The following is a 22,581-nucleotide window of genomic DNA, read 5'->3' as shown; positions in this document are numbered from 1 at the left end:
GCACGGAGCGGTCGTGCCCGAGGGTGATGTCGTATTCCGGGCCGCGGGACGCTTGCGGGCCGCGCTCGCCGGCGCGACGCTCACCCGCAGCGATTTCCGGGTGCCTCGCTACGCCACGGTGGACCTGCGCGGCCAGCTGGTGGACAGTGTGGGCAGCTACGGCAAGCACCTGTTCATCCGCACCGGGACGGTCAGCATTCACACCCATCTGAAGATGGAGGGCAGCTGGCGGGTGTTCCATCGCGGTCAACGCTGGACCAAACCGCGGGTCACCGCGCGAGTGGTCCTGGGCACCGCTGAGGTGGAAGCCGTGGGGTTCGATCTGGGAGTCGTGGAGGTTCTGCGGCGCGCCGAGGAGCACCGGGCGATCGATCATCTCGGCCCCGACCTCCTGGGCCCGGACTGGGATCCCGCCGCCGCCGTGGAGCACTTGACCCGGGACCCGCGACTGCCCATCGGGCTGGCTCTGCTCGATCAGCGCAATCTCGCCGGGATCGGCAATATCTATCGCAGCGAGATCTGCTATCTGCGGAAGATACATCCGGCCCGGCCGGTCGCCGAGGTGGAGGATCTGCTCTCGCTCGTGCACGAGGCGCATCGCGTGCTGTACCGGGCCGCGCATCAGCCGCCGTGGCGACCGTTGGCCTACGGCCGCGCCCGGCGGCCCTGCCAGCGCTGCGGCACCGCGCTACGGGTGGAACTGCTGGGCGAGACCGCGCCCGCGCACGACCGGGTGAGCCGGGCGGAACGCGGAATCTACTTCTGCCCGGTATGCCAGGTCCCACCTGCGTGAACGGGTGAGCCGACGCAGACCGGCCACCGCCGCTACTGTGACGGTCGCCATCGGCGTGGTAATGATCGGCCGCTCTTCGACGACACACGGGTACCGCACTGGAAGCAGGTCCCATGAACACCCGAACCGTCCACCTGGCCGCCGTCACCGGCAAACTGCTGTCCGCGGTGCTGGCGGTCGTGGCCACCGCGGTGTTCTGCTACTTCCTGCTGCACCCGGCGGTCTCACCGGCACCGGGACCGGCGCCGGCGCCCCTCGGACCGGCCCTCACCACCGCACCGCCCCCGTCGCCTCCGGCTTCCCACTGAGGCTCTTCTCAGGGCTCGATGGGTACCGCCGGTTCCAGGATTTCCGGCCGCGGTTCCGGAGCGGCCACCCGCAGCGCGTCCGCGGAGGCGTCGTCCGGCTGGGTCTGGGACCGCACCTCGGCATCCACCCGGGCCAGATAGGTCCGGATCTCGCGGTCCGTTTCGGCGTCGTCCCATCCCAGTACCGGGGCGATGAGCCGGGCCACCTCGTCGGCGCATTCGGCGCCGCGATGCGGGTACTCGATGGAGATACGGGTACGCCGGGCGAGCACATCGTCCAGGTGCAGCGCACCCTCTGCGGCGACCGCGTACACGGCCTCCACCTTCAGGTACGAGGGGGCGGCGGTGATGGGCTGCCGTAGTTCGGGCCGGTCCACGGCCAGTGCCATGACCTCGTCGATCAGCGAACCGTAGCGGTCGAGCAGATGTTTCACCCGGTAGGGATGCAGGCCGTACTCCTCGGCCAGCTGCACGGTCTGGTTGATCAGCGCGAAATAACCGTCCGCGCCGAGCAGCGGCACCTTTTCGGTGATAGAGGGTGATACGCGGGCCGGGATGTCCTGCGCGGCCTCGTCCACGGCGTCGTAGGCCATCACCCGGTAGGTGGTGTATTTCCCGCCGGCGATGGCCACCAGCCCGGGCGCGATCCGCGCCACGGCGTGCTCCCGCGACAGTTTGGAGGTCTCGTCGCTCTCTCCCGCCAGCAGCGGCCGCAGACCCGCGTAGACGCCGTCGATATCCTCGGGGGTCAGCGGGGTGACCAGCACCTCGTTGACCCGTGCCAGCAGGTAGTCGATATCGGCCTTGGTGGCCGCGGGATGAGCCAGGTCGAGGTTCCAGTCGCTGTCGGTGGTACCGATGATCCAGTGCGCGCCCCACGGGATGACGAACAGCACCGAGGTGGCGGTCCGGAGGATGATCGCGGCATCGCTGACGATCCGGTCACGGGGGACCACGATGTGCACACCTTTGGACGCCCGCACGTGGAAGCGGCCCCGCTGCTGCGCCAGCGCCTGCACCTCGTCGGTCCACACGCCGGCCGCGTTGATCACCACATGTCCGCGGACCTCGGCGGTGCGACCGTCCTCGCTGTCGCGTACACGGGCACCGACCACCCGATCGGCTTCGCGCAGGAAACCGACGACCTGGGTCGATGTGCGGATCACTGCCCCGTAGTGGGCGGCGGTACGCGCGACGGTCATGGTGTGCCGGGCATCGTCGACCACCGTGTCGTAGTAGCTGATACCGCCGATCAGCGAATTGCGGCGCAATCCCGGTGCCAGCCGCAGAGCACCGTGTTTGGTCAGGTGCCGCTGGCCGGGGACCGTTTTCGCACCGCCCATGGTGTCGTAGAGGAACAACCCCGCCGCCACGTAGGGGCGCTCCCAGGCGCGATGGGTGAGCGGATACAGGAAACGCAACGGTTTGACCAGATGCGGCGCGAGCCGCGACATCGAGAGTTCGCGCTCCTTCAACGCCTCGCGCACCAGGCCGAACTCGAGCTGTTCCAGATATCGCAGGCCGCCGTGGAACATCTTCGACGAGCGGCTCGAGGTTCCCGAGGCCAGATCCCGCGCCTCCACCAGCGCCACCCGCAATCCGCGGGTGGCGGCGTCGAGGGCGATACCGGCACCGACGACACCTCCGCCCACCACGACCACATCGAAATGGTCCTTACCCAGACGCTCCCATGCCGCGCGCCGCTGGTCCGGCCCGAGGAACTGCGATCCCGGCTGTATGGTCACTGTTCCTCCTTCGGAGCAGGTGCATGCGGCCCGCGGAGGCCGAAGCGGCGGAGGTATCGCATCATCGGCTTCGACTCCTGGAGTACGCGTTCGACAAGGCCGGCTGTGGGTTCGGGAGTTCGGTCTCCACCCTACTGGCCATGGGCGGGAGTGGCCGCTCACGCGACACACGTCACCGGCGCGCCGGATTACGTTAGCCTCCTGCCATGCGCTATGTGGCCGCCATCGACCAGGGCACGACGTCGAGCAGGTGCATTCTGTTCGACCGGCAGGGACGGATCGCGGGCATCGCCCAGCGCGAGCACGACCAGATCTTCCCGAAACCGGGCTGGGTGGAACACGATCCGCTGACTCTGTGGCGCAATACGGAATTCGTCCTCGGCGCGGTTCTCGACGAAGCCGGGGTCACCGCCGGTGATATCGCCGCGGTGGGAGTGACCAATCAGCGCGAGACGACCGTGGTGTGGGAGCGGGCGACCGGCAGGCCGATCCACAACGCCATCGTCTGGCAGGACACCCGCACCGACCGATTGTGCACCGAGCTCGCCGGCACGCACGGGGCGGACCGCTACGCCGACCGCACCGGGCTCCCGCTGTCCACCTATTTCTCCGGGCCGAAGGTGCGCTGGATCCTGGACACCGTGCCGGGCGCCCGGGAGCGGGCCGAGGCCGGTGAACTGTGTTTCGGCACCGTCGACAGCTGGGTGCTGTGGAATCTGACCGGCCGCCACATCACCGATGTCACCAATGCCTCCCGCACCCTGCTCATGGATCTGCGCACGCTGCGGTGGGACGAGCGGATCTGCGCGGAGATCGGTGTACCCACGGCGATGCTGCCGGAGATCCGGAGTTCCTCGGAGATCTATGCGCGGATCACGGCGGGACCGCTGGCGGGGGTTCCGGTGGCGGGCATTCTCGGCGACCAGCAGGCCGCCACATTCGGCCAGGCCTGCCTTTCCCCGGGCGATGCGAAGAACACCTACGGCACCGGTAATTTCATGCTGCTGAACACCGGCAGCACTCCCGTGTTCAGTGAGCACGGCCTGCTCACCACCGTCTGCTACCGGCTCGGCGAGCAGGATCCGGTGTACGCGCTCGAGGGGTCGATCGCGGTGACGGGGGCGCTGGTGCAGTGGTTCCGCGACAATCTCGGCATCATCGCGGCGGCCCCGGAGATCGAAGACCTCGCCCGCACCGTGGACGACAGCGGCGGTGCCTATATCGTCCCGGCGTTCTCCGGGCTGTTCGCCCCGCGCTGGCGACCGGATGCCCGCGGGGTGATCGCCGGGCTGACCCGATTCGTCACCAGGGCTCATCTCGCCCGCGCCGTGCTGGAATCGACCGCTTTCCAGACCCGTGAGGTGATGGATGCCATGCGCGCCGATGCCGAAGCCCAGTCGCTGGAGCTGGGGTCGATGGCGCTCAAGGTCGACGGCGGTATGGTCGCCAACGATCTGCTCATGCAGTTCCAGGCCGATATTCTCGATATGCCGGTGGTGCGTCCGCTGGTCAACGAGACCACGGCGCTGGGTGCCGCCTACGCCGCGGGCCTGGCGGTCGAGTACTGGTCGGGTACCGACGATATCCGCGCCAATTGGGCAGCCGATAAAACGTGGTCTCCGACGATGCCGGCCGAGGAACGCCAGGCGCGGCTGCGCGACTGGAACAAGGCGGTGGAACGCACCTACAACTGGGCCGACTGAGCGGAGACCACCGGATCGCTTCCGGGGGCGGCCGCCGCGGCCAGGGCCAGGCGCCGCATCGCCTCGGCCAGCAGCTCGGGCGCGGCGGTGGTGAAACACATTCGCAGGGCGTGTGAGTAGGGGGTGCTCACCGCGAAGGCCCGGCCCGGTACGAAAGCGACTCCGGCGGCGAGCGCCCCGGGTAGCAGGTCGGTGGTATCGGTACCGTCGGTGAACTCGGCCCATACGAACATGCCGCCGGATGCCTCGGAGCAGCGCAATCGGTCGCCGAAGTGGGTTCGTGCGGCATCGACCAGGGCGCCGGCGCGCTCCGCGTAGATACCGCGCACCGTATCGATATGGCCCGTGAGCCAGCCGGTATCGGCCAGCAGCTCGGTGGCGATCTGCTGGGCCAGCGCCGAACCACAGAGGTCTGCCCCCTGCTTCAGCAGTTCGACGGCCCGGCACACCCGCTCCGGGGCGATCATCCAGCCCACCCGCAAGGTGGGCGCGATGATCTTCGATGCCGAGGACAACCTGATCACCGCGGGGGAATACGATGCCACCGGTTCCGGCGCCGGACGGTCGAACCACAGCTCTCCGTACGGATCGTCCTCGATCACCCAGAACCCGTGCTGTTCGGCCAGCGCGGCGAGGGCCTGCCGCCGCCGGGTGCTCATGGTCACCCCGCCCGGGTTGTGGAAATTGCTCACCGTGTGCACCACGGCCGGACGCTGCCCACCCGCGATCAGCTCCGCGAGCAGATCGACGCGCAGCCCTTCACCGTCCAGTGGCACCGCCACGATCCGGGCGCCGGCCGCCCGGAAGACCTGCAGCGCGCCCACATAGGCCGGATCCTCCACCACCACCAGCGCGCCGGGATCCAGGAGGACTTCCGCGAGCAGCGACAGTGCCTGCTGGGAACCGTGGGTGACGAAAACCTCGGATACCGGGATCACCCGGCCGAGCCGGGTGCTTTCCCGAGCGGCCAGTACCTCGCGCAGCGGCCCCCAGCCCGGTGATTCGGTGTACTGGAGGGCAGCGCTGTCGCGCAGTGCCGTGTCCGCGGCCGCCGCGATTCGCGCCCCCGGCATGAGTTCGGCGTCGGGCAGGCCTCCGGCGAGACTGACGATATCCGCGGCGGCGGTGAGTTTCAGCAGGTCGCGAATGGCCGAGCTGGTGAGGCCCGCCAGCTTGCCGGCCAGCGGCGGTTCGTGGGTGGGCATGGAACCTCCGGGGATGGCTGTAGTTACCCCATCATCCCATAGAGTTCATTATCTGAAATTGTGATCTCATATCATGAGACGCGAGGGCGGTCCACGATCATCCACAGCACGGTCTTCCCCAACCGGTCCACCGTGGTGACGGTCTGCTTGTACACCGTGGTGGTACCGTCCGGCCGACGCTCGGTCAGGTCGACATCGAAGGTATCGGCGGCCCGCTCGGTGATCTGCACACAGTGCCGCGTACCCGCTGGAATCTGCTTGTCGATGGCCTGCTGAATGGTGTCCGCGCTCGAGATCGCCGGCGAATCCGGCGCCACGAACTCACGCACCCGAGCACCGCTGCGCTCCACGTAGAACGCATGCTGGAACCCCAGGATCGCGCCGGGACCACTGTCCGTATCGCCCGCCCCGTCGCCCACGGTCACCGCCCCCTCCCGGCTCGCCGGACAATCCAGCGTAGCGCCGGGGTCGGCGACGGGTGCGGTCCCGTCCGAACCACTGCGGACCACCACAACGGCCACCACCACCGCGATCAGCGCCACCACCACCGCCGCCACGGTAACGATCTTGTTCGTCGAGAACCGGCGGCTCGGCTTCTGCGCCAGCGCGCCGGCCACCGACTGCGGGGTCAGCTTCTGCGCGATGGGATCGCTGTCCCAGGACAAACCACCTGCCCTGGGAAGAGGCGGACCACCGGTCGCGTCCCCGCCCGCTCCCCCGGGCCGGGGCCGCACCGCCGGCTCCGACGGCACCTGATGCCGCACGGTCGCGTCCGGATCCGGCGCGCCGGGCATGGGCCGCGTCACCGGCCGGGAATCGGTCGGAGCAGGCTGATAAGCCGGCGTGGAACTATCCGGGGCACGGTACTGCGGAGGAGGCGGCGGAACCACCGGGGTCTCCGGCGGAACCGCGGAGGCACCGGCCGGACGCCAGGTCAGCTCCGAACTCGCCGGACGCGCCTCGGGCTGCCAGCCCGAGGCCGGCAGCTCACCCGTCGGCGGACCGAACTCGGACAAGGGCGGCCCGAAATCCCCGGTGGGGGGTCCGAAATCCGCCTTGCCGGGTTCACGTTCCCTACCTTCGCCCTCGCCGGTCACAGCCCATCCCTTCCGAGACACGCGGGTGGGGCGGCCGTGCCCGACCGCCCCACCCGGCAAGATTTCACCCGCGTCAGTACTGGAGTGAACCACCCCACTGGGTGTTGACGCCACCGACATTGATCGCCTGCTCCGGGTAGTCACCCGGCGGCAGCAGCGGCGGAGGCGGCGGAATGGAGGCCGCGGCCTCCAGCGCGGCGGCCCCACCCGGCTGCATGGCGATCCAGTGCTCCACAGCGGCCTTCGCCGTGTTCACCGGGGTGGTATCGATGACATGATCGACCCGGTTGTCCGGCAACCCGTTGCCACCGGTGAACGTGGACACGTTGATGGTGTTCTCGTCCACGAACTCCACCGAGATACCGGCCTCGCCCGTACCGGTGGGAGTGCGGAAACCCGCCGTGCCGACATAACCGGCCTGGTTGCTGAAGTGATGGGTGTTCGCGAAATGCCCGGGAGCCAGCGACCCGCCGTCGATCGCGGCGCCGACCTCCATATGGGGACCCTGCATCTCGACGACCGGTGCCACCGGCGCCTCGTCGATGCTGGGCGCCTGCCACTGCGGGCTCTGCGGCTGGACCAGCGTTTCGGTATCGGGAGCCCCGGCCTGCGCGTCACCGTCGGTCTCGGGGGCCGGAGCGGGTGCCTCACCCGGCCGGGCGGGCGGCTGCTGCCCCTCGGGAGTATCCGGCGTGATCGCGGGCTGCACCGGATCGGGCTGACCCGGCACGGGCAGCGGTGCCACGCGCGGAGTGGTGACCCCCGGCTGCGTGGGGCCGGTCAGGCCCTGTTCGTCTTTCTGACCCGGCCCCGGGGTCGTGACACCCGGCTGGCTCGGCGTGGGAGTGTTCCCCTCCGGGGAATCCTTCTGCACACCCGGCTGGCTCGGCGTGGTCTCCGGGCCCTCCTGCTCGGGGGTGACACCCGGCTGCTGGGTCGTACCCGGCTGCGAGGGCGCCGGGGTACTCGGTGTCGTCGGCGTGGTCGGCTGATCGCCCGGAACGGCCCCCGCCGGCGAGGCGAAGATGGCCATGGCCGCGGCGGTCGCCAACGGCAGCGAAGTGCTCGCTACCGCCCGGCCCGCCCGGCTCGGCTTACGATGTTTCACTGTTCGCCCTATCCCTTTCCCGGATACGGCGCCACCTGCGGACCATATCCAGTTCTGTCCATCCGAGATACGCTCCCAGCGGGTGCCCGAAGGGCCGTTCGCTGTTCGAATCCGAAAGGACGAACCCCCCGGCACTCAACCTCGCGATCGCCCGCCGATCGCATCTCTGCCCCGGAAGTGAACCATACTCGAGCACTTCCGGCAATGTGGCGAAAACTCACCACCGGCAGGAACACTCACCGTGCCATCCGCGGGAAAGGCAGCGACACACACCGGGACCCCCGGCCCCGGACGCCGCGCCCTTTCACCCCAGGTCGTCGTGGCGCATGAGCTGCCGGGCCGCTTCCATAACCGAACCGGTGAGCGACGGGTACACCGAAAAAGTTTGCGCCAGATCGCTCACGGTGAGGTTGTTCTGCACCGCCAGCGCGATGGGCAGGATCAGTTCGGAGGCGATGGGGGCGACCACCACACCACCGATCACCACACCCGTGGCCGGCCGGCAGAAGATCTTGACGAAACCACGCCGCAGTCCCGCCATTTTCGCCCGCGGGTTGGTGTTGAGGGGCAGCATCACCGTGCGCGCCGGTACCTCGCCGTTGTCGATCGCGGTCTGACTCACGCCCACCGTGGCGATCTCCGGCCGGGTGAAGACCGCGGAGGCCACCGTTTTGAGCCGGATCGGGCTGACCCCCTCCCCCAGCGCGTGATACATCGCGATCCGCCCCTGCATGGCGGCCACCGACGCCAGCGGCAGCAGGCCCGTGCAGTCACCGGCCGCGTAGATACCGGGCACCCCCGTCCGCGAAACCCGGTCGACCCGCAGATACCCACCCCGGTCGACCTCCACACCGGCTCGCTCGAGACCGAGGCCGTCGGTGTTGGGGGTGGAGCCCACGGTCATCAACGCATGCGATCCGGTCACCGTGCGGCCGTCGGCCAGCGTGACCACCACCGAATCACCGGTGCGCTCGACCTTGTCCGCGCGCGCGTGTTTCACCAGTTCCACCCCCCGCTCGGCGAACACGTCCTCGAGAACCAGCGCGGCGTCGGCGTCCTCGCCGGGCAGCACCCGGTCCCGGCTGGAGACCAGGACCACGCGCACACCCATTTCGGTGTAGGCGGAAACGAATTCGGCACCGGTGACACCGGACCCCACCACCACCAGGGTTTCCGGCAGTTCGTCGAGGTCGTAGAGCTGCCGCCAGTTCAGGATCCGCTCACCGTCGGGCACGGCGCCCGGCAGCACCCGCGGCGACGCACCGGTGGCTATCAGTACCACCTCGGCCTCCAGTGCCTCCTCGGTGCCGTCCGGGAAAAGAGCGACGACCCGATGCGTCGCCCGCCCCGAACCCGGCCCGTCCAGCCGCCCACGCCCGGGCAGTACCCGAACCCCCGCGGCCTGCAATTTGGACCGGATATCGGACGACTGTGCCAGTGCCAGCGCCTTGACCCGCTCGTTGACCTCGGGCAACCGCACCTCGGCCTGACTCTGATCCAGGGTCACTCCGAGATTGCGGGCGCGCCGCAGATCGGTGCGCACCCCGGTGGAAGCGATGAACGTCTTCGACGGCACACAGTCCCAGAGCACGCACGCCCCGCCGATCCCATCGGAGTCGATCAACACGACCTCGGCGCCGTGCTGAGCCGCGACCAATGCCGCCTCATAACCTGCCGGTCCGCCACCGATGATCGCAATGCGGGTCATGTTCTCCCCTGTTCCTTAATCACCCGCGCGCGGCGCGCGGCAGCTTCGCGGCCCTCACTCGCCTCGTCAAGCCTAGTGTGCGCCGCATACCCGGCGACGCTCGGTCGTATCCGCGCGTCGGCGCCCTCGGAACACGATTTACCAAGCCCCGTACCGGTGAGAGTCACCACACAACTAAGCTGCCGGTGTGCCGATCTACGCTGCCTACGGGTCCAATATGGATTCGACCCAGATGCTCGAGCGCTGCCCGCACTCCCCCATGTTCGGGACGGGCTGGCTGGAGGGCTGGCGCCTCACCTTCAGTGGGGACGACATCGGCTGGGAAGGTCCGCTCGCCACGGTCGTCGAGGAGCCCGGTTCCCGGGTCTTCGTCGTGCTCTACGACGTCTCCCCCGAAGACGAGCAGCGCCTGGACCGCTGGGAGGGCTCGGATTTCGGGATCCACCGCAAGATCCGGCTGCGGGTCACCCCGAACCCGGGCAGCGGCACCGAGCCGATCCTCGCCTGGCTGTACGTCCTGGACGCCTACGAAGGCGGACTGCCCTCCGCGCGGTACCTCGGGGTGATGGCCGACGCCGCCGAGAAGGCCGGAGCCCCAGCGGACTACGTACACGCGCTGCGCACCCGCAACAGTCGCAACGTGGGGCCGGGGAACACCTTCAGCTGAGGGGCGGACGCACCGGGCCGCCGGCGGCGGCCCGGTGACTCAGCGGGCTTCCCGAGCGGCCTGCAGAACGATGTTGGTGAATGTCCGCACGCCCACCGCCAGTGCGCGTTCGTCGATATCGAAAGTGGGTTGGTGCAGATCGAGTTGCGGCCCCTCCCCGGACCAGACGCCCAGCCTGGCCATTGCGCCGGGCACCTCCTCGAGGTACCAGGAGAAATCTTCACCGCCCCCGGACTGCGGGGTATCGGCGAGCGCGTCCGGGCCCAGCGCGCGCACGGCGTCGCCGAGCATCCGTACCGAGTATTCGTCGTTGACCACGGGTGGCACTCCACGCCGGTAGTCGAGCTGGTAGCGGACGCCGGTCGGGGCGAGCAGGCCGTCGACGATCTCGCGCACCATGGGTTCCAGTAGCGACCAGGTGGCGTGATCGCCGGTGCGGACGGTACCGGTGAGCATGCCGGTTTGTGGTATCGCGTTGGGGGCTTTACCGGCACTCACCGCGCCCCACACCATGACCGTGCTGGTCCGTGGATCGATCCGGCGAGTGAGAAGCCCGGGGAGACCGGTGATGACAGTGCCGATGGCGTAGACCAGATCGCTGGTCAGATGGGGGCGGGAGGTATGCCCGCCGGGCGAGTCCAGGACCAGTTCCACGGTATCCGCGGCGGAGGTGATGGCACCGACACGGACGCCGACACGCCCGACTTCCAGCCGGGGATCACAGTGCAGCGCGAAGATCCGGTCCACCCCGGTCATCGCGCCGGCGGCCACCATGTCCAGCGCGCCGCCGGGCATCACTTCCTCGGCGTGCTGGAAGATCAACCGCACCCCGACCGGCAGCTCGAGGTCGGCGAGGGCCAGTGCGGTGCCGAGCAGGATGCTGGTGTGCGCGTCGTGACCGCAGGAGTGCGAGACCCCGGGCACGGTGGAGGCGAATTCCCGGCCGGTGAATTCCTGCAACGGCAGCGCGTCCATATCGGCGCGCAGCGCGATCCGCGGGACGTCCTCGGGGCCCATATCGCAGATCAGGCCGGTTCCGCTCGGCATCACCCGGAACTGCAGGCCTGCCTTGGTGAGCCAGGTGCCGACGAATTCGGTGGTGGCGAATTCGGTGCGGGAGAGTTCGGGGTTGGCGTGGATGTGCCGGCGCCATTGAACGAGATCGACCGTGTGCTCGGCCAGCCACGCCGTTACCGCGTCCTGTCCGTCGCGCACCGAACGGCCGGTTGTGCTCACCGAATGTCCTCCTGTCGTCGAACGAGCAGCTGTGAACCACTTGTGGGCGTGTATACGACACGCATCGCCCGCGACCGTGGTCGCGGTTCACGCCGGCGGTTCCGCCCGACCCCAGGAACGGCCGTAACCTCCAGTTTCGCACCACGACCGGAGCCGCGTGCGGCGGCACCCGTGTCATCGGCGCGGCGGCCTGCGGGGCGGCGGGCGCCACCCGCCGGACCCCGAACACTGATTCCCGGCGAACGCCAGGTCATCCGGGGTATCGGCCACGGCCGGGCCGGTCGGCGCCGCGACATGCGGCGAACGTGTGATCCCGGGCAGGCCGGGGGTGCGGTCGGCGGCCGGTTCCGTGGCCCGCGCGACGGCCGCGCCACGCAGTGCGTCGGCGGCGACGATATCGTCGACGATTCCCGCCGCCGGCGCCTCCTCTCCACCGTACCGGCGCCCGGTGGTCATCGCGGCCACCGCGACCTGGTCGCCGGTCAGTAGGGCGTTCATACCGGCCCATGAGGCCATACACTGACCGCCATGCTTGCCGAACAGGCCGCCGAGGAGATCGCCGCGCGCACATCAGTGGCCCGGCACCGGGTCGCGATCGTGCTGGGCTCGGGCTGGCAGGACGCCGCCGCCGAGCTCGGAACGCCGAACACCACCATTCCCATGCCGGAGTTACCCGGTTTCGCCGCTCCCACCGCGGAGGGCCATATCGGCCGGGTGCTCTCGGTGCCGGTGGCGGGCACGGACACGCTCGTCCTCATGGGACGCCAGCACCTGTACGAGGGACACTCCGCCGCGGATGTGGTGCATCCCGTGCGCACGGCCGTGGCCGCGGGGGTGGACACGGTGATCCTCACCAACGCCGCGGGCGGGATCCGGCCCGGCCTGCGGGTCGGCGAGGCGGTCCTGGTGCGGGATCATCTCAATCTCACCGGTACGACGCCGTTGACCGGGCCCGAGTTCGTGAACATGGTGGACGCCTGGGATCCCGGACTGCGCCTGCTCGCCCGCCGGGTGGACCCCGACCTCACCGAGGGCGTCTACGCGGGCCTGACCGGACCGCAGTACGAGACGCCGTCCGAAATCCGCATGCTGGCCACCATCGGCGCCGATCTGGTGGGTATGTCCACGGTGCTGGAGGCCATCGCGGCTCGCGCCCTGGGGGTCCGGCTGCTCGGTATCTCGCTGGTCACCAATCTGGCGGCCGGGGTGACGGGCGCCCCGCTCGCGCACGCCGATGTCCTGGCCGAAGGCCATGCGGCGGCGCCGCGGCTGGGCAAATTGCTGCGCGGTGTGCTGGAGCAGCTGTAGATGCTGACCTTCGGTACGGCGGGGCTGCGTGGGCCGCTGGCGCCCGGCCCGGACGGTATGAACGCGACCACGGTGGCGCGGGCCACCGCGGGCCTGGCGGCGTGGTTGCGGGAGCGATGCCTGGGCGGTGGCCGGGTGGTGGTCGGCCGGGACGCCCGGCACGGATCGGACGAGTTCGCCCTGGTCACGACCGAGGTTCTGGCCGCGGCCGGTTTCGCGGTGACCCGGCTTGCGGAACCGCTGCCGACGCCGGTGACCGCCTTCGCCGTCCGCGAACTGGACGCGGTGGCCGGGGTGCAGATCACCGCCTCCCACAATCCACCGGGCGATAACGGCTACAAGGTGTACCTGAGCGGCGGCGCCCAGCTGCTGACGCCGGCGGACACCGAGATCGAGAAGCTGATCGCGGCGGTGACCGAACCGATCCCGCGCACCCCGGTTCCGCTCACGGACAGCGATATTCCCTCCCGGTATCTGGCGCGGGTCGCGCAGCTGCCCCAGCTCATCGGCGGACCCGGGGAACGCGCCGCGGTCCGGATCGCGTTCACCCCGCTGCACGGCGTCGGCGGCGCGACCGCCGTACAGGCCCTCACCGCCGCCGGGTTCACCGATCTCCACGCGGTGGCCGAACAGTTCGCGCCCGACCCCGACTTCCCCACGGTGCCCTTCCCGAACCCCGAGGAGCCCGGCGCCACGGATCTGCTGCTGCGGCTGGCCGAACGGGTGGACGCCGATCTCGCGATAGCGCTGGACCCCGACGCGGACCGGTGCGCGCTCGGCGTACCCACGGCCGACGGGTGGCGGATGCTACGCGGGGACGAGACCGGTGTGTTGCTGGCCGATCAGGTGCTGCGCACCGCCCCGCCGGATTCGCTGGTCGCCACCACTCTCGTTTCCTCGCGCCTGCTCTCCCGGCTGGCCCCGGACCGCGGCGCCCGCTACGCCGAAACCCTCACCGGTTTCAAATGGCTGGCCCGGGCCGGGGACGGGCTGGTCTACGCGTACGAGGAGGCCCTCGGTCACTGCGTGGACCCCGCGGCGGTACGCGACAAGGACGGTATCTCCGCGGCCGTGCTGGCCGCGGATACGGTGGCCCGGCTACGGGCGGAGGGCCGCACGCTCGGCGACGAACTCGACGACTACGCCCTCCGCTTCGGTGTGCACGCGAGCGACCAGGTCTCGCTGCGCCTGCCCGACCAGCGGGCAGCAGCCGAGGTGGTGAACGCGTTACGCGCCGCTCCCCCGCGGGAACTGGCCGGGATCGCGGTGGAGTACACCGATATGTCCGCGGTGCGCGGCCGGATGCGCACCGACGCCCTGGTCTTCACCGGTGCGGGGGTACGCCTGGTGATCCGTCCCTCGGGTACCGAGCCGAAGCTGAAATGCTATGCCGAGACGGTCGAGCCGGTATCCGGCCCGGACGGGCTCGTGGCGGCCGGAGCCGCGGCGCGGGAACGGCTTTCGCGGGTATGCGATTTCTGCCGCGGACTGGCCGGCTGACCCGACACGGCATGTTCACCGCGGCCCGAACTGCCGGTCACCGGCGTCGCCGAGGCCGGGCACGATGTAGGCGTCGTCGTCGAGCCGGTCGTCGATCACCGCGGTCACCAGCCGTACGGGGTGCCCCGAATTCGCCAGCGCGGCGATGCCTTCCGGTGCCGCCACCACACAGACCGCGGTGATATCGGTGGCGCCGCGACCGGCCAGCAGTTCGAGGGTGTGCACCATGGATCCGCCGGTGGCCAGCATCGGGTCCAGCACCATCACCGGGGTCTCCGACAGGTCCTCGGGCAATGATTCCAGGTAGGGCACCGGGCGGTGGGTTCGCTCGTCGCGGGCGACACCGACGAATCCCACTTTGGATTGGGGGATCAGATCGGTGGCCGCGTCCACCATCCCGAGTCCGGCCCGCAGTACCGGTACGAGCAGAGGCGGACGGGCCAGGCCGACGCCGCGGGTCGGGGCGACGGGGGTGGTGATGTCGAAATGCCGCACCGGCGCGTCGCGTAGCGCCTCGTAGACCAGGAGCCGGGACAGGTCGCGTAGCGCTGCCCGGAAAGCGGAGTCGGGGGTGCGTTCGTCGCGGAGTGTGGTGAGCAGTATCGCCACGAGCGGATGGTCCAGGGTATGCGTGCGCATGAGGGAACGATAAGGTCGGTGCCGCGGGCGTGCCGTCTCGCCGGGGGGTGTCCGCGGATCCGATTTCGCGGAACCGGCCGGGAAGCCGGTGCGTCGAATCCGGTAGATGACATACTCTGCCCGTTAACGAAGTCGATGGGGGAACCTCTGATGGTGAACATCTCAGCCGATGCCGAGGGCATCGCGGCCTACGGCACCACCACGGGTGTGATGGCCTCCGAGCTCGCGGCGGCGGGAACCGGCGCGGCGGGCGCCGCACCCGCCGTCCTCGGTCCGATATTCGGCTTGATCGGCGGCGATTTCCTGGCGGCCTACGCCGCCGCCCACGCGGGTCATGTGGCCACGATCGGCCAGCTCTCCGCGGTGCTCGGCACGATGAGCGGCGCCGCGGGGGTGGCGGCGGTGAGTTACGCCGAGGCCGATACCGGTACCGCGGCCGCCCTGCGCGGCGCCGCCGGGGAGTGACCGGTGATCGATATCAACCTGCTGGCCAAGCCGATTCTCGATCTGCTCGCCAGCTTCGGCACCGGAGTACTGGCCCGTGGCGGGCCCGGTGATTCGCTGCGGGCAGCGTCCACTGCCATCGACCAGGTGCACGCGCTCGGCCGCTCCGGCATCAACCAGGTGAACACCGCGTGGGACGGTACCGGCGCGGACGCGGCGACCGCCAAGGCGCTGCGGGCGCAGACCTCGGCCGCCACCATCTCCGACCGCGGCAACGAAATGGCCACGGTGATGGGGCTGGCCGCGGCGCATGTCGAGACCGGGAACAAGGATCTCACCGCTATCGCGCAATCGTTCGTCAACACCGCGGCCGCCGCGGCGCCCACGCTCGGCACCCCGGCCGGGTTGTCGCTCCTGGTCGGTTCCGCGATAGACCATCTGGGGCAGGCACTGGGCGTGGTGGGGCGGGTGCAGAACGAACTGCAGACACACACCGCCTCGATGAACGAACTCACCCCGCCGCCACCCACCCCCACCGCGGCGAACGCCGCCCCGGTGAGCACGCAGGCGGTCTCCACGGTGGCCTCCGGTCTCAGCAATGTCGCCGGAGTGGCCGGTTCGATGATGAGCACCGCCATGTCGGCTGCGAGCGGCACCTCCACGAGCACCTCCACCGGAACTCCGAGCAAGAGCAGGACCACCACCTCCGCGGGCGAGGGCGAAGGTGTGAAGATCACCCTCCCCGACGGGAGTGTGGTGGAGGCACCGAACGAGAAGGCCGCCACGGCGGTGAAGGCCGCCCTGGGGACCTTGGGCACACCGTATGTCTGGGGCGGCAACACTCCGGGCGCCGGGCTGGACTGCAGCGGCCTGACCAAGTACGCCTACGGCGAGGCCGGTGTGGAGATACCCCGGCTCGCCCACGAACAGGCCAACGGCGCCACCCCGGTGTCCCCCGGTGATCTCATGCCCGGCGATCTGGCGATCTGGGACGGTCACGTGGCGATGGTGATCGGCAACGGGCAGTTCGTGGAGGCCGGCGATCCGGTGCAGATCAGTTCCATCCGCACGGAGAACAGCGGAATGGAGTTCTACGGGTTCTACCGGCCTACGGAATGAACCGGCCGGCCCGGGGGGCGGCTCCGGTATCCGATCATGACGACTGGACAGAAATATGAGTGAGCAGCAGATTCCCGAGGTGCCGAACGTCACCGTGGCGGCGAGCAGGAATCGCACCGGCACACTGTCGGTGCGGGCCACCGACCAGGGCATGCCGGTGGAGATCACCTTCGAACGCAGCGAATACCGTTACGGCGCCCAGGCTCTCGCCGACGAAATCCTGCGCCTGACCCGCCGCTCCACCGTGGCGGCCAAGGCGAAGCGGCGAGAACTGCTGGCCGAGAACGGCATGCCCGCGGAGATACTCGATCAACTGGGCCTGCCGACCCGGCAGCAGGCGGTGGACGAGCTGGACCGCATCGACGATGCCGACACCGGCCCGACCAGCTGGATGCGGCCGGTATGAGACGCCGGGGTACACGGCCGGCCGTGCGGTACGGCGCCCCACCACCGGGAGCTAGGAGACACACAGCATGAGCGCGGAGATGGACGCCCTGGTCGCCGGGGCCACGCAGAAACTGGAGGCGCTCGAAGCGGCGCTGTACGGCCTGAAGCAGGTCCGCGGCCGGTTCGTCACCGAGGACGGGATGGTCAGCGCGGAGGTGGACAGCGACGGCGCCCTGGTGGCGTTGCGGCTCACCGAGGCGATCACCGCCCTGCCACCGGCCGAGGCGGCGCAGCTCATCATCGCGGCCTGCCGCCAGGCCGCGGAGGACGCCGGCGGCCAGCGCTCAAAGGTGGTTGCCGCACTGAACGAATCGTTCGCACCTCCGGCGCGGGGCGTCGCGGATCCGATGGGAAGCGGGGCCGACGGCGCCTGAGCGCGGGGCAGGCCGAGATATCCCCGGTCGCGCCGGGACCGGGGATGGGCTGCGGATGGCCTTCACCCCCTGTGACCATTAGGCTTCCGCACATGGCTTCTGGAGACATCGTCCCGATCGAGCTCGGTCTGACCGACGGCGATCTCGTCACCCTGTGGGCACCGCGCTGGCGTGACGGTGACGACGAGTGGGAGGCATTCCTAGGACACGAGGATTCCCTCTACGGCTTCGAGTCCGTGGCCGAGCTGGCCGCCTTCATCCGTACCGACTCCGACAACGATCTCGTCGACCATCCGGCCTGGAAGGTGGTCGCCGGGCTCTCGGCGGCGGAACTGGAACCCGAGGACAACTACTCGTTCGATCTCGTCGGTGTACCGGAGCTGGCCGCCGGGGATCCGGATGTGGAGACCGTCGCCGAACTCGAAGACACCTTGGCCATGGTGCGCAATATCGGCGAGGTCTGTGAACTCGAAGCGGTGACGAAGTTCTTCGGTGCGCACCCGTCGCTCGGCGCGCTGTCCGGGGGCACACAGATGTTCGCGGGCCGCGAGGGTCTCGAACTCTGGGATCGGATCGGGGCGGCCCTCGCCGAGGACTGGGACGATGTGCTGGACGCCATCGATTCGGTGGTGCACGTACCGGATGTGGATGCCGAGGCGGTCGCGCTGGCCGAGGCCGAGTTGCTGGCCGCCGAGGAGAACGAGGTCGATGCCGACGATGTGGCCGAGTCCGACGACGACAGCGATTTCGAACCGGTCGACCTGAACGCCGACGAGGACGAGGACGAGGACCTCACCTTCTGGGAGGAAGTCGGGATCGACCCGGTCAAGATAGTCACCGCCGACGGCGAATATTTCACGCTGCGCTGCTATCTCGACGACGAGCCGATCTTCCTCGGCGCCAAGAAGAGTATTTCGGTGTTCACCAGTGAGCGTGCGCTCGCCCGCTACCTGGCCGACGACCACGAACACGATCTGTCCCGGGTGAGCACCTTCGCCGAGGTGCAGACCGCGGCCGTCGACGGTTCGCTCGAGGTGGAGGTGACCGAGGAGAACATCTACGTCCTGCCCGGTCTGGCGGACGACCTGGCCGAGGGCCCGGAGGCGGTGGATACAGAGCAGCTCGACCTGGTGCTGGAGCTTTTCACCGATGCCGCCGACTACGCCGACGACGACGCGGTGGAGCAGGCACTGGCCAAATCCACCCCGCTGGGCTGGTACGTCTCCTATCTGCTCAACCCGGACCCCACCCGCATGGCGCCCAACCCGCCGTTCGACGCCGAGGCCCGGGCCTGGCGGGAACTGGAACGCAATTTCGAATCGCGGCTGAACGTGCGCTGAACTCCGCCCGAAGCGCCGGGTTCGGGCGGGCCAGGTCTCGATGTGGACACACGGCGGTGTATTCCGCCGTCGGACCGGCATCGACTGGGCAAACTGTCTGGCCGACGGTGTTGTCGATACAGCCCTACTACCCGGCGCGTCCGGGGTGAAGACGATACCGCCGCATCAGCGTGGATGTACGAAGGAGGACGCATGCCGACAGTGCGGATCGATCTGGATCAGGACCTGCTGGCGGCCGCCGGGGCCATTATGGGCACGGCGACGAACAAGGCCACCATTCACGAGGCACTGCGCCGGATCGTGGTGCACGAACGGCAGCTGCGGCATTTCGAGCGGCTCGCCGCGTCGGCTCTGAACCGCTCCCCGCAGCCGGCGACCGTCGACGGCTGACCGTCTGTCGCGAACGAGGTTACCCGGACCGCGAATACTGTCGGTATCCGCTGGCATGATCCGGAACCACGGAGTCCGGAGGGGGAGGTATGCCGGTAGCGATGACCGATCTACCCGTGGCGCAGCGGCCACGGGAACGTCTGTGTGCCTTGGGTCCGGAGGCATTGAGCGACGGGGAGCTGCTCGCCCTGTTACTGGGGCAGGGACGGCGCGGCGAGAACGCCGTCGAACTCGCCGTCCGGTTGCTCACCGAGTTCGGTGGGGTGACCGGGCTGGCCGTGGCCCGGCCGGAGGAGCTGGCCCGGCGCTGCGGAGTGGGCACGGCCAAGGCGGCCGCGATCGTGGCCGCTTTTCAGCTCGCGGCCCGCGCCCGCGGTGGCTCGGAGACCCGCGAGCCGCTGTTACGAGCCGGCGATGTGGCGCGGGCGGCCCGGCCGTTGTTCGCCGGGGCCCGGGTGGAGCGGCTGCTGGTAGTGGTCTGCGATGCGCGCAACCGGCCGCGGCAGCGGGTGTTCGTGGCGCAGGGCGCCATCGACGAGGTGGCCGTACCGGTCCGTGAGATCCTGAACACGGTGCTGCGCCACGACGGCCGCGCCTTCGCTGTCGCGCACAATCATCCCTCCGGCGATCCGACCCCGAGCCCGGACGATCGCCGAGCCAGCTCACTGTTGGCGGTGGCGGCCCGCACCGTCGGATTGCGGTTCCTGGATCATGTGGTGCTCGCCGGTGAGCGCTGGTGCCGAGCGGCTCCCTTGGAGGAAACCGACCCCTGACCCCGCCGGTCAGGGGCGGGGTTCGGCGGCGTCCTCGGCGAGTTCCGCGATGTCGGTATCGCGGGCCCGGCGGCGGGCGGCGCCCAGCCGGGAACCGATCAGGCCCTGGTGGGGCGCGAAGAGATAGACTGCGGCGAAGGCCGCCCCCTGGGCCAGCACGATGGTCCCGCCGGGCGCCGTATCGGCGTAGTAGCTCACATAGAGCCCGGTGGCGGCACAGATGGCCGAGAGCGACGGGGCGATCACCAGCATCCGGCCGAACCGGTCGGTGAGCAGGTACGCGGTGGCGCCGGGGATGATCAGCATCGCCACGACGAGAATCACGCCCACCGCTTGCAGGGCCACCACCGAGGTCAGTGCCAGCAGGCCGAGCAGGGCCGCGCCCAGCAGGCGGGGATTGAGCCCGAGTGCGTAGGCGTGGGTGGGGTCGAAAGCGTAAAGGGTGAAATCACGCCGTTTGAGCACCAGCGCGACGAACACCACGGCGGCCAGCCCGGCGATCTGGATCAGTTCCTCCTGGCTCACCCCCAGCAGGTTGCCGAAGATGATGTGGTTCAGATCGGTATCGCTGGGCGTCACCGAGATCATGACCAGGCCGAAGGCGAACAGCGTGGTGAACACGATGCCGATGGCGGCGTCCTCCTTGACCCGGCTGGTGTCACGGACCAAGCCGATCAGCGCGACGGCCAGGAAACCGAACACCACCGCGCCCACCGCGAAAGGGACTCCGGCGATATAGGCGAGGACCACGCCGGGCAGCACCGCATGTGAAACCGCGTCACCCATCAGAGACCATCCGACCAGCACCAGCCAGCAGGACAGCAGTCCGCAGACGATCGCCGCGACGATACTGGCGGTCAATGCCCGCACCATGAATGCGTAGCGCAGGGGCTCGAGCAGGATTTCGATCAGGTCCACGGCACTCACCGCTGCCCTATCACATCGAGTCCGAAGGCCAGCGCGAGCTTCTCCGGCCGCAACGCCTCCTCGGGGCTGCCGTGTACGAGTACCCGGCGCATGAGCAGAACAGCCTCGTCGGCGAGCCCGGGCAGGGCATGCAGATCGTGGGTGGAGATCAGCACGGTAGCGCCGGCGGCGGCCAGTTCGCGTAGCAGGCCGGTGATGGTGGCCTCGGAACGTTTGTCCACTCCGGCGAACGGCTCGTCGAGCAGCAGAATTCTCGCGCCTTGAGCGATACCGCGGGCGACGAAGGCGCGTTTGCGCTGGCCACCCGAGAGCCGGCCGATCTGCCGGTCCGCCAGCTCGGCCAGGTCGACCCGCTCCAGCGCCTCGTCGACCGCGGCCCGGTCGGCGCGGCTCGCGCGGCGGGTGAAGCCCATCCGCCCGTACCGCCCGGTGGTCACCACATCGCGGACGGAGAGGGGGAACGACCAGTCGACGGCCTCGTTCTGGGGGACGTAACCGAGCACTCCGGTCCGGCGCGCCACCAGCGGCTTGGCCCCGTCGATCCGCACTGTGCCCCGCTCGGGGGTCACCAGGCCCATCAGGGTTTTGAACAGTGTGGATTTTCCGGAGCCGTTCATACCGATCAGCGCGCACACCCGGCCGGGGTCCACGGTCAACCGGACACGGTCCAGTGCCTGCACCTCACCGTAGTAGACGGTGACACCGTCGATGTCGATCGCGGGGACTGTCATGACCTGCTCCCGGTGAGTGCTGCGGCTATGGTCTCGGCATCGTGCCGGATCAACTCCAGATAGGTGGGGACCGGACCGTCGACCGCGGATAACGAATCCACATAGAGCACCCCGCCGAACCGTGCGCCGGTGGCCTCCACCACCCGCTGCATCGGCGCGTCGGAAACGGTGGATTCGCAGAACACCGCCGGCACCTGATTGTCGCGGACGTATTCGATCACCCGGGTGATCTGCTGCGGAGTGGCCTGTTGTTCGGCGTTCACCGGCCAGATATAGGCCTCGGAGAGTCCGGCGTCGCGGGCCAGATAGGAGAACGCGCCCTCACAGGTCACCAGGGCCCGCTGACGCCGCGGTAGCTCTCGTAGGGCGGCGACCAGTTCGTCGTGGACCTGCTGGAGCCGGACCTTGTAGTTCTCGCCGTTGCGGCGGAAGGCCGCGCCGTGTTCGGGAGCGAGCCGAGTGAAGGCGGCGACCATATTGTCCACATAGACCTGCACGTTCAGCGGTGACATCCAGGCGTGCGGGTTGGGTTTTCCCGCGTAGGCGTCCGAGGTGATCGGCACCGCCGCCACCCCCTCGCTCACCGTGACGTGTTCTGCCTCGATATCGGCCACGAACTGGCCGAACCAGGCCTCCAGGTTCATACCGTTGTCCAGGACGAGATCGGCCTTGGCGGCCCTTTTGATATCGCCGGGTGTCGGTTCGTAACCGTGGATCTCCGCCCCGGGTTTGGTCAGCGACTGCACCTCGAGGTGCTCGCCCGCCACATTGGACGCGATATCGGCGAGCACGGTGAAGGTGGTGACGACCACCGGTGTGCCGTTGCGCGGTAGATGGAACGATGCGCATCCGCTCAGCGTGAGGGCACCGGCCACGAGTATCGCGGCGGTCCGGAGAAATACCCGCATACCGAACCACCGCCTTTCATGTCGAATGGTAAGTTCGGCTACCCGAATAATCAAGTTCGCGTTATGAAAACCGGATGGCCGGTAAAACAAAACCGCTCCCGTGCACGAGCA

24 protein-coding genes are annotated in these 22,581 nt (G+C 69.2%); 13 read left to right on the top strand and 11 right to left on the bottom strand.

The annotated features are described in order from the left end of the window. The first annotated feature begins 13 nt into the window (after nt 1-13). Nucleotides 14-793, top strand: coding sequence for a DNA-formamidopyrimidine glycosylase family protein (locus ACYR7D_RS10620; protein ID WP_459549438.1), 780 nt, complete (start codon nt 14-16; stop codon nt 791-793). A 113-nt stretch (nt 794-906) separates the two neighbouring features. Next, the gene (locus ACYR7D_RS10615) at nt 907-1,101 is read left to right on the top strand and encodes a hypothetical protein (RefSeq protein ID WP_459549437.1); all 195 of its coding nucleotides are present in this window, start codon (nt 907-909) and stop codon (nt 1,099-1,101) included. Between the two features lie 8 nt (nt 1,102-1,109). Here the strand turns inward: ACYR7D_RS10615 and glpD are convergent, their stop codons facing one another. Further along, a complete protein-coding gene (gene glpD / locus ACYR7D_RS10610) occupies nt 1,110-2,846 on the bottom strand; it encodes a glycerol-3-phosphate dehydrogenase (protein ID WP_459549436.1) in 1,737 nt (578 codons plus the stop codon). Between the two features lie 206 nt (nt 2,847-3,052). Between glpD and glpK the strand changes: the two genes are divergently transcribed. Further along, a complete protein-coding gene (glpK, locus tag ACYR7D_RS10605) occupies nt 3,053-4,549 on the top strand; it encodes a glycerol kinase GlpK (RefSeq protein ID WP_459549435.1) in 1,497 nt (498 codons plus the stop codon). Here glpK and ACYR7D_RS10600 read toward each other — a convergent pair. The 4 genes from ACYR7D_RS10600 to ACYR7D_RS10585 all read right to left on the bottom strand — a co-directional run bounded on the left by ACYR7D_RS10600 (nt 4,531) and on the right by ACYR7D_RS10585 (nt 9,667). Beyond that, on the bottom strand, nt 4,531-5,754 hold the full coding sequence (locus ACYR7D_RS10600) for an aminotransferase-like domain-containing protein (protein ID WP_459549434.1): 1,224 nt from the start codon (nt 5,752-5,754) through the stop codon (nt 4,531-4,533). The two genes, glpK and ACYR7D_RS10600, sit on opposite strands and share 19 nt — an antisense overlap. A 71-nt stretch (nt 5,755-5,825) precedes the next feature. Beyond that, a complete protein-coding gene (locus tag ACYR7D_RS10595; RefSeq protein ID WP_459549433.1) occupies nt 5,826-6,851 on the bottom strand; it encodes a hypothetical protein in 1,026 nt (341 codons plus the stop codon). Nucleotides 6,852-6,924: 73 nt separating this feature from the next. Continuing rightward, on the bottom strand, nt 6,925-7,959 hold the full coding sequence (locus ACYR7D_RS10590; protein WP_459549432.1) for a hypothetical protein: 1,035 nt from the start codon (nt 7,957-7,959) through the stop codon (nt 6,925-6,927). 304 nt (nt 7,960-8,263) lie between these two features. Further along, nucleotides 8,264-9,667 carry an NAD(P)H-quinone dehydrogenase gene (locus tag ACYR7D_RS10585; RefSeq protein WP_459549431.1) on the bottom strand — a complete coding sequence of 468 codons (1,404 nt, stop codon included), beginning with the start codon at nt 9,665-9,667 and terminating at the stop codon, nt 8,264-8,266. Between the two features lie 187 nt (nt 9,668-9,854). Between ACYR7D_RS10585 and ACYR7D_RS10580 the strand changes: the two genes are divergently transcribed. Further along, nucleotides 9,855-10,334 (top strand): gamma-glutamylcyclotransferase, encoded by a 480-nt coding sequence (locus ACYR7D_RS10580; RefSeq protein WP_459549430.1) that lies wholly within the window; start codon nt 9,855-9,857, stop codon nt 10,332-10,334. Between the two features lie 39 nt (nt 10,335-10,373). Here the strand turns inward: ACYR7D_RS10580 and ACYR7D_RS10575 are convergent, their stop codons facing one another. After that, nucleotides 10,374-11,549 (bottom strand): M20 family metallopeptidase, encoded by a 1,176-nt coding sequence (locus tag ACYR7D_RS10575; protein WP_459550112.1) that lies wholly within the window; start codon nt 11,547-11,549, stop codon nt 10,374-10,376. Nucleotides 11,550-11,744: 195 nt separating this feature from the next. Then, nucleotides 11,745-12,068, bottom strand: a complete 324-nt coding sequence (locus ACYR7D_RS10570) for a hypothetical protein (protein ID WP_459549429.1) — start codon at nt 12,066-12,068, stop codon at nt 11,745-11,747. 30 nt (nt 12,069-12,098) lie between these two features. Between ACYR7D_RS10570 and ACYR7D_RS10565 the strand changes: the two genes are divergently transcribed. Together ACYR7D_RS10565 and ACYR7D_RS10560 are read left to right on the top strand one after the other, a co-directional pair. Further along, nucleotides 12,099-12,878 carry a purine-nucleoside phosphorylase gene (locus ACYR7D_RS10565; RefSeq protein WP_459549428.1) on the top strand — a complete coding sequence of 260 codons (780 nt, stop codon included), beginning with the start codon at nt 12,099-12,101 and terminating at the stop codon, nt 12,876-12,878. Beyond that, a complete protein-coding gene (locus ACYR7D_RS10560) occupies nt 12,879-14,378 on the top strand; it encodes a phospho-sugar mutase (protein ID WP_459549427.1) in 1,500 nt (499 codons plus the stop codon). It begins immediately after the preceding gene. Nucleotides 14,379-14,393: 15 nt separating this feature from the next. Here the strand turns inward: ACYR7D_RS10560 and upp are convergent, their stop codons facing one another. Next, nucleotides 14,394-15,017: a uracil phosphoribosyltransferase gene (gene upp / locus ACYR7D_RS10555; protein ID WP_459549426.1), complete on the bottom strand. Its 624-nt coding sequence runs from the start codon at nt 15,015-15,017 to the stop codon at nt 14,394-14,396. Between the two features lie 150 nt (nt 15,018-15,167). Between upp and ACYR7D_RS10550 the strand changes: the two genes are divergently transcribed. The 7 genes from ACYR7D_RS10550 (at nt 15,168) to ACYR7D_RS10520 (ending at nt 19,904) form a co-directional block, all read left to right on the top strand. Continuing rightward, nucleotides 15,168-15,482, top strand: coding sequence for a type VII secretion target (locus ACYR7D_RS10550; RefSeq protein WP_459549425.1), 315 nt, complete (start codon nt 15,168-15,170; stop codon nt 15,480-15,482). 3 nt (nt 15,483-15,485) lie between these two features. Next, the gene (locus ACYR7D_RS10545) at nt 15,486-16,580 is read left to right on the top strand and encodes a C40 family peptidase (protein WP_459549424.1); all 1,095 of its coding nucleotides are present in this window, start codon (nt 15,486-15,488) and stop codon (nt 16,578-16,580) included. 55 nt (nt 16,581-16,635) lie between these two features. After that, nucleotides 16,636-16,986 carry a hypothetical protein gene (locus ACYR7D_RS10540; RefSeq protein ID WP_459549423.1) on the top strand — a complete coding sequence of 117 codons (351 nt, stop codon included), beginning with the start codon at nt 16,636-16,638 and terminating at the stop codon, nt 16,984-16,986. 67 nt (nt 16,987-17,053) lie between these two features. Beyond that, nucleotides 17,054-17,401: a YbaB/EbfC family nucleoid-associated protein gene (locus tag ACYR7D_RS10535; protein ID WP_459549422.1), complete on the top strand. Its 348-nt coding sequence runs from the start codon at nt 17,054-17,056 to the stop codon at nt 17,399-17,401. Between the two features lie 92 nt (nt 17,402-17,493). After that, nucleotides 17,494-18,741, top strand: a complete 1,248-nt coding sequence (locus ACYR7D_RS10530) for a primosomal protein (RefSeq protein WP_459549421.1) — start codon at nt 17,494-17,496, stop codon at nt 18,739-18,741. A gap of 192 nt (nt 18,742-18,933) precedes the next feature. Next, nucleotides 18,934-19,131, top strand: a complete 198-nt coding sequence (locus ACYR7D_RS10525) for a type II toxin-antitoxin system VapB family antitoxin (RefSeq protein ID WP_459549420.1) — start codon at nt 18,934-18,936, stop codon at nt 19,129-19,131. Nucleotides 19,132-19,232: 101 nt separating this feature from the next. Then, the gene (locus ACYR7D_RS10520; RefSeq protein WP_459549419.1) at nt 19,233-19,904 is read left to right on the top strand and encodes a JAB domain-containing protein; all 672 of its coding nucleotides are present in this window, start codon (nt 19,233-19,235) and stop codon (nt 19,902-19,904) included. Nucleotides 19,905-19,913: 9 nt separating this feature from the next. On the opposite strand, the gene ACYR7D_RS10515 is transcribed toward ACYR7D_RS10520, so the two are convergent. From ACYR7D_RS10515 to ACYR7D_RS10505, 3 genes are read right to left on the bottom strand one after another with little or no spacing between them, the layout of a single operon-like run. Further along, entirely contained in the window at nt 19,914-20,822 is a 909-nt protein-coding gene (locus ACYR7D_RS10515) for a metal ABC transporter permease (protein ID WP_459550111.1), read from the bottom strand. Nucleotides 20,823-20,827: 5 nt separating this feature from the next. Then, a complete protein-coding gene (locus tag ACYR7D_RS10510) occupies nt 20,828-21,562 on the bottom strand; it encodes a metal ABC transporter ATP-binding protein (protein WP_459549418.1) in 735 nt (244 codons plus the stop codon). Continuing rightward, nucleotides 21,559-22,470, bottom strand: a complete 912-nt coding sequence (locus ACYR7D_RS10505; protein ID WP_459549417.1) for a metal ABC transporter substrate-binding protein — start codon at nt 22,468-22,470, stop codon at nt 21,559-21,561. The genes ACYR7D_RS10510 and ACYR7D_RS10505 overlap by 4 nt, the downstream gene beginning before the upstream one ends. Nucleotides 22,471-22,581 lie beyond the last annotated feature (111 nt).

The organism is Nocardia sp. X0981 (genome assembly GCF_977089955.1).
This window is presented reverse-complemented; position numbering and strand designations above follow the sequence as displayed.

Excerpts from the sequence above, each read along its gene's own strand:
- ACYR7D_RS10615 (WP_459549437.1), top strand. The coding sequence starts at position 907 with ATGAACACCCGAACCGTCCACCTGGCCGCCGTCACCGGCAAACTGCTG.
- ACYR7D_RS10600 (WP_459549434.1), bottom strand. The coding sequence starts at position 5,754 with ATGCCCACCCACGAACCGCCGCTGGCCGGCAAGCTGGCGGGCCTCACC.
- ACYR7D_RS10565 (WP_459549428.1), top strand. The coding sequence starts at position 12,099 with ATGCTTGCCGAACAGGCCGCCGAGGAGATCGCCGCGCGCACATCAGTG.
- ACYR7D_RS10530 (WP_459549421.1), top strand. The coding sequence starts at position 17,494 with ATGGCTTCTGGAGACATCGTCCCGATCGAGCTCGGTCTGACCGACGGC.
- ACYR7D_RS10560 (WP_459549427.1), top strand. The coding sequence starts at position 12,879 with ATGCTGACCTTCGGTACGGCGGGGCTGCGTGGGCCGCTGGCGCCCGGC.
- ACYR7D_RS10505 (WP_459549417.1), bottom strand. The coding sequence starts at position 22,470 with ATGCGGGTATTTCTCCGGACCGCCGCGATACTCGTGGCCGGTGCCCTC.
- ACYR7D_RS10540 (WP_459549423.1), top strand. The coding sequence starts at position 16,636 with ATGAGTGAGCAGCAGATTCCCGAGGTGCCGAACGTCACCGTGGCGGCG.
- glpK (WP_459549435.1), top strand. The coding sequence starts at position 3,053 with ATGCGCTATGTGGCCGCCATCGACCAGGGCACGACGTCGAGCAGGTGC.
- ACYR7D_RS10535 (WP_459549422.1), top strand. The coding sequence starts at position 17,054 with ATGAGCGCGGAGATGGACGCCCTGGTCGCCGGGGCCACGCAGAAACTG.
- ACYR7D_RS10570 (WP_459549429.1), bottom strand. The coding sequence starts at position 12,068 with ATGAACGCCCTACTGACCGGCGACCAGGTCGCGGTGGCCGCGATGACC.
- ACYR7D_RS10585 (WP_459549431.1), bottom strand. The coding sequence starts at position 9,667 with ATGACCCGCATTGCGATCATCGGTGGCGGACCGGCAGGTTATGAGGCG.
- upp (WP_459549426.1), bottom strand. The coding sequence starts at position 15,017 with ATGCGCACGCATACCCTGGACCATCCGCTCGTGGCGATACTGCTCACC.
- ACYR7D_RS10520 (WP_459549419.1), top strand. The coding sequence starts at position 19,233 with ATGACCGATCTACCCGTGGCGCAGCGGCCACGGGAACGTCTGTGTGCC.
- ACYR7D_RS10510 (WP_459549418.1), bottom strand. The coding sequence starts at position 21,562 with ATGACAGTCCCCGCGATCGACATCGACGGTGTCACCGTCTACTACGGT.
- ACYR7D_RS10525 (WP_459549420.1), top strand. The coding sequence starts at position 18,934 with ATGCCGACAGTGCGGATCGATCTGGATCAGGACCTGCTGGCGGCCGCC.
- ACYR7D_RS10550 (WP_459549425.1), top strand. The coding sequence starts at position 15,168 with ATGGTGAACATCTCAGCCGATGCCGAGGGCATCGCGGCCTACGGCACC.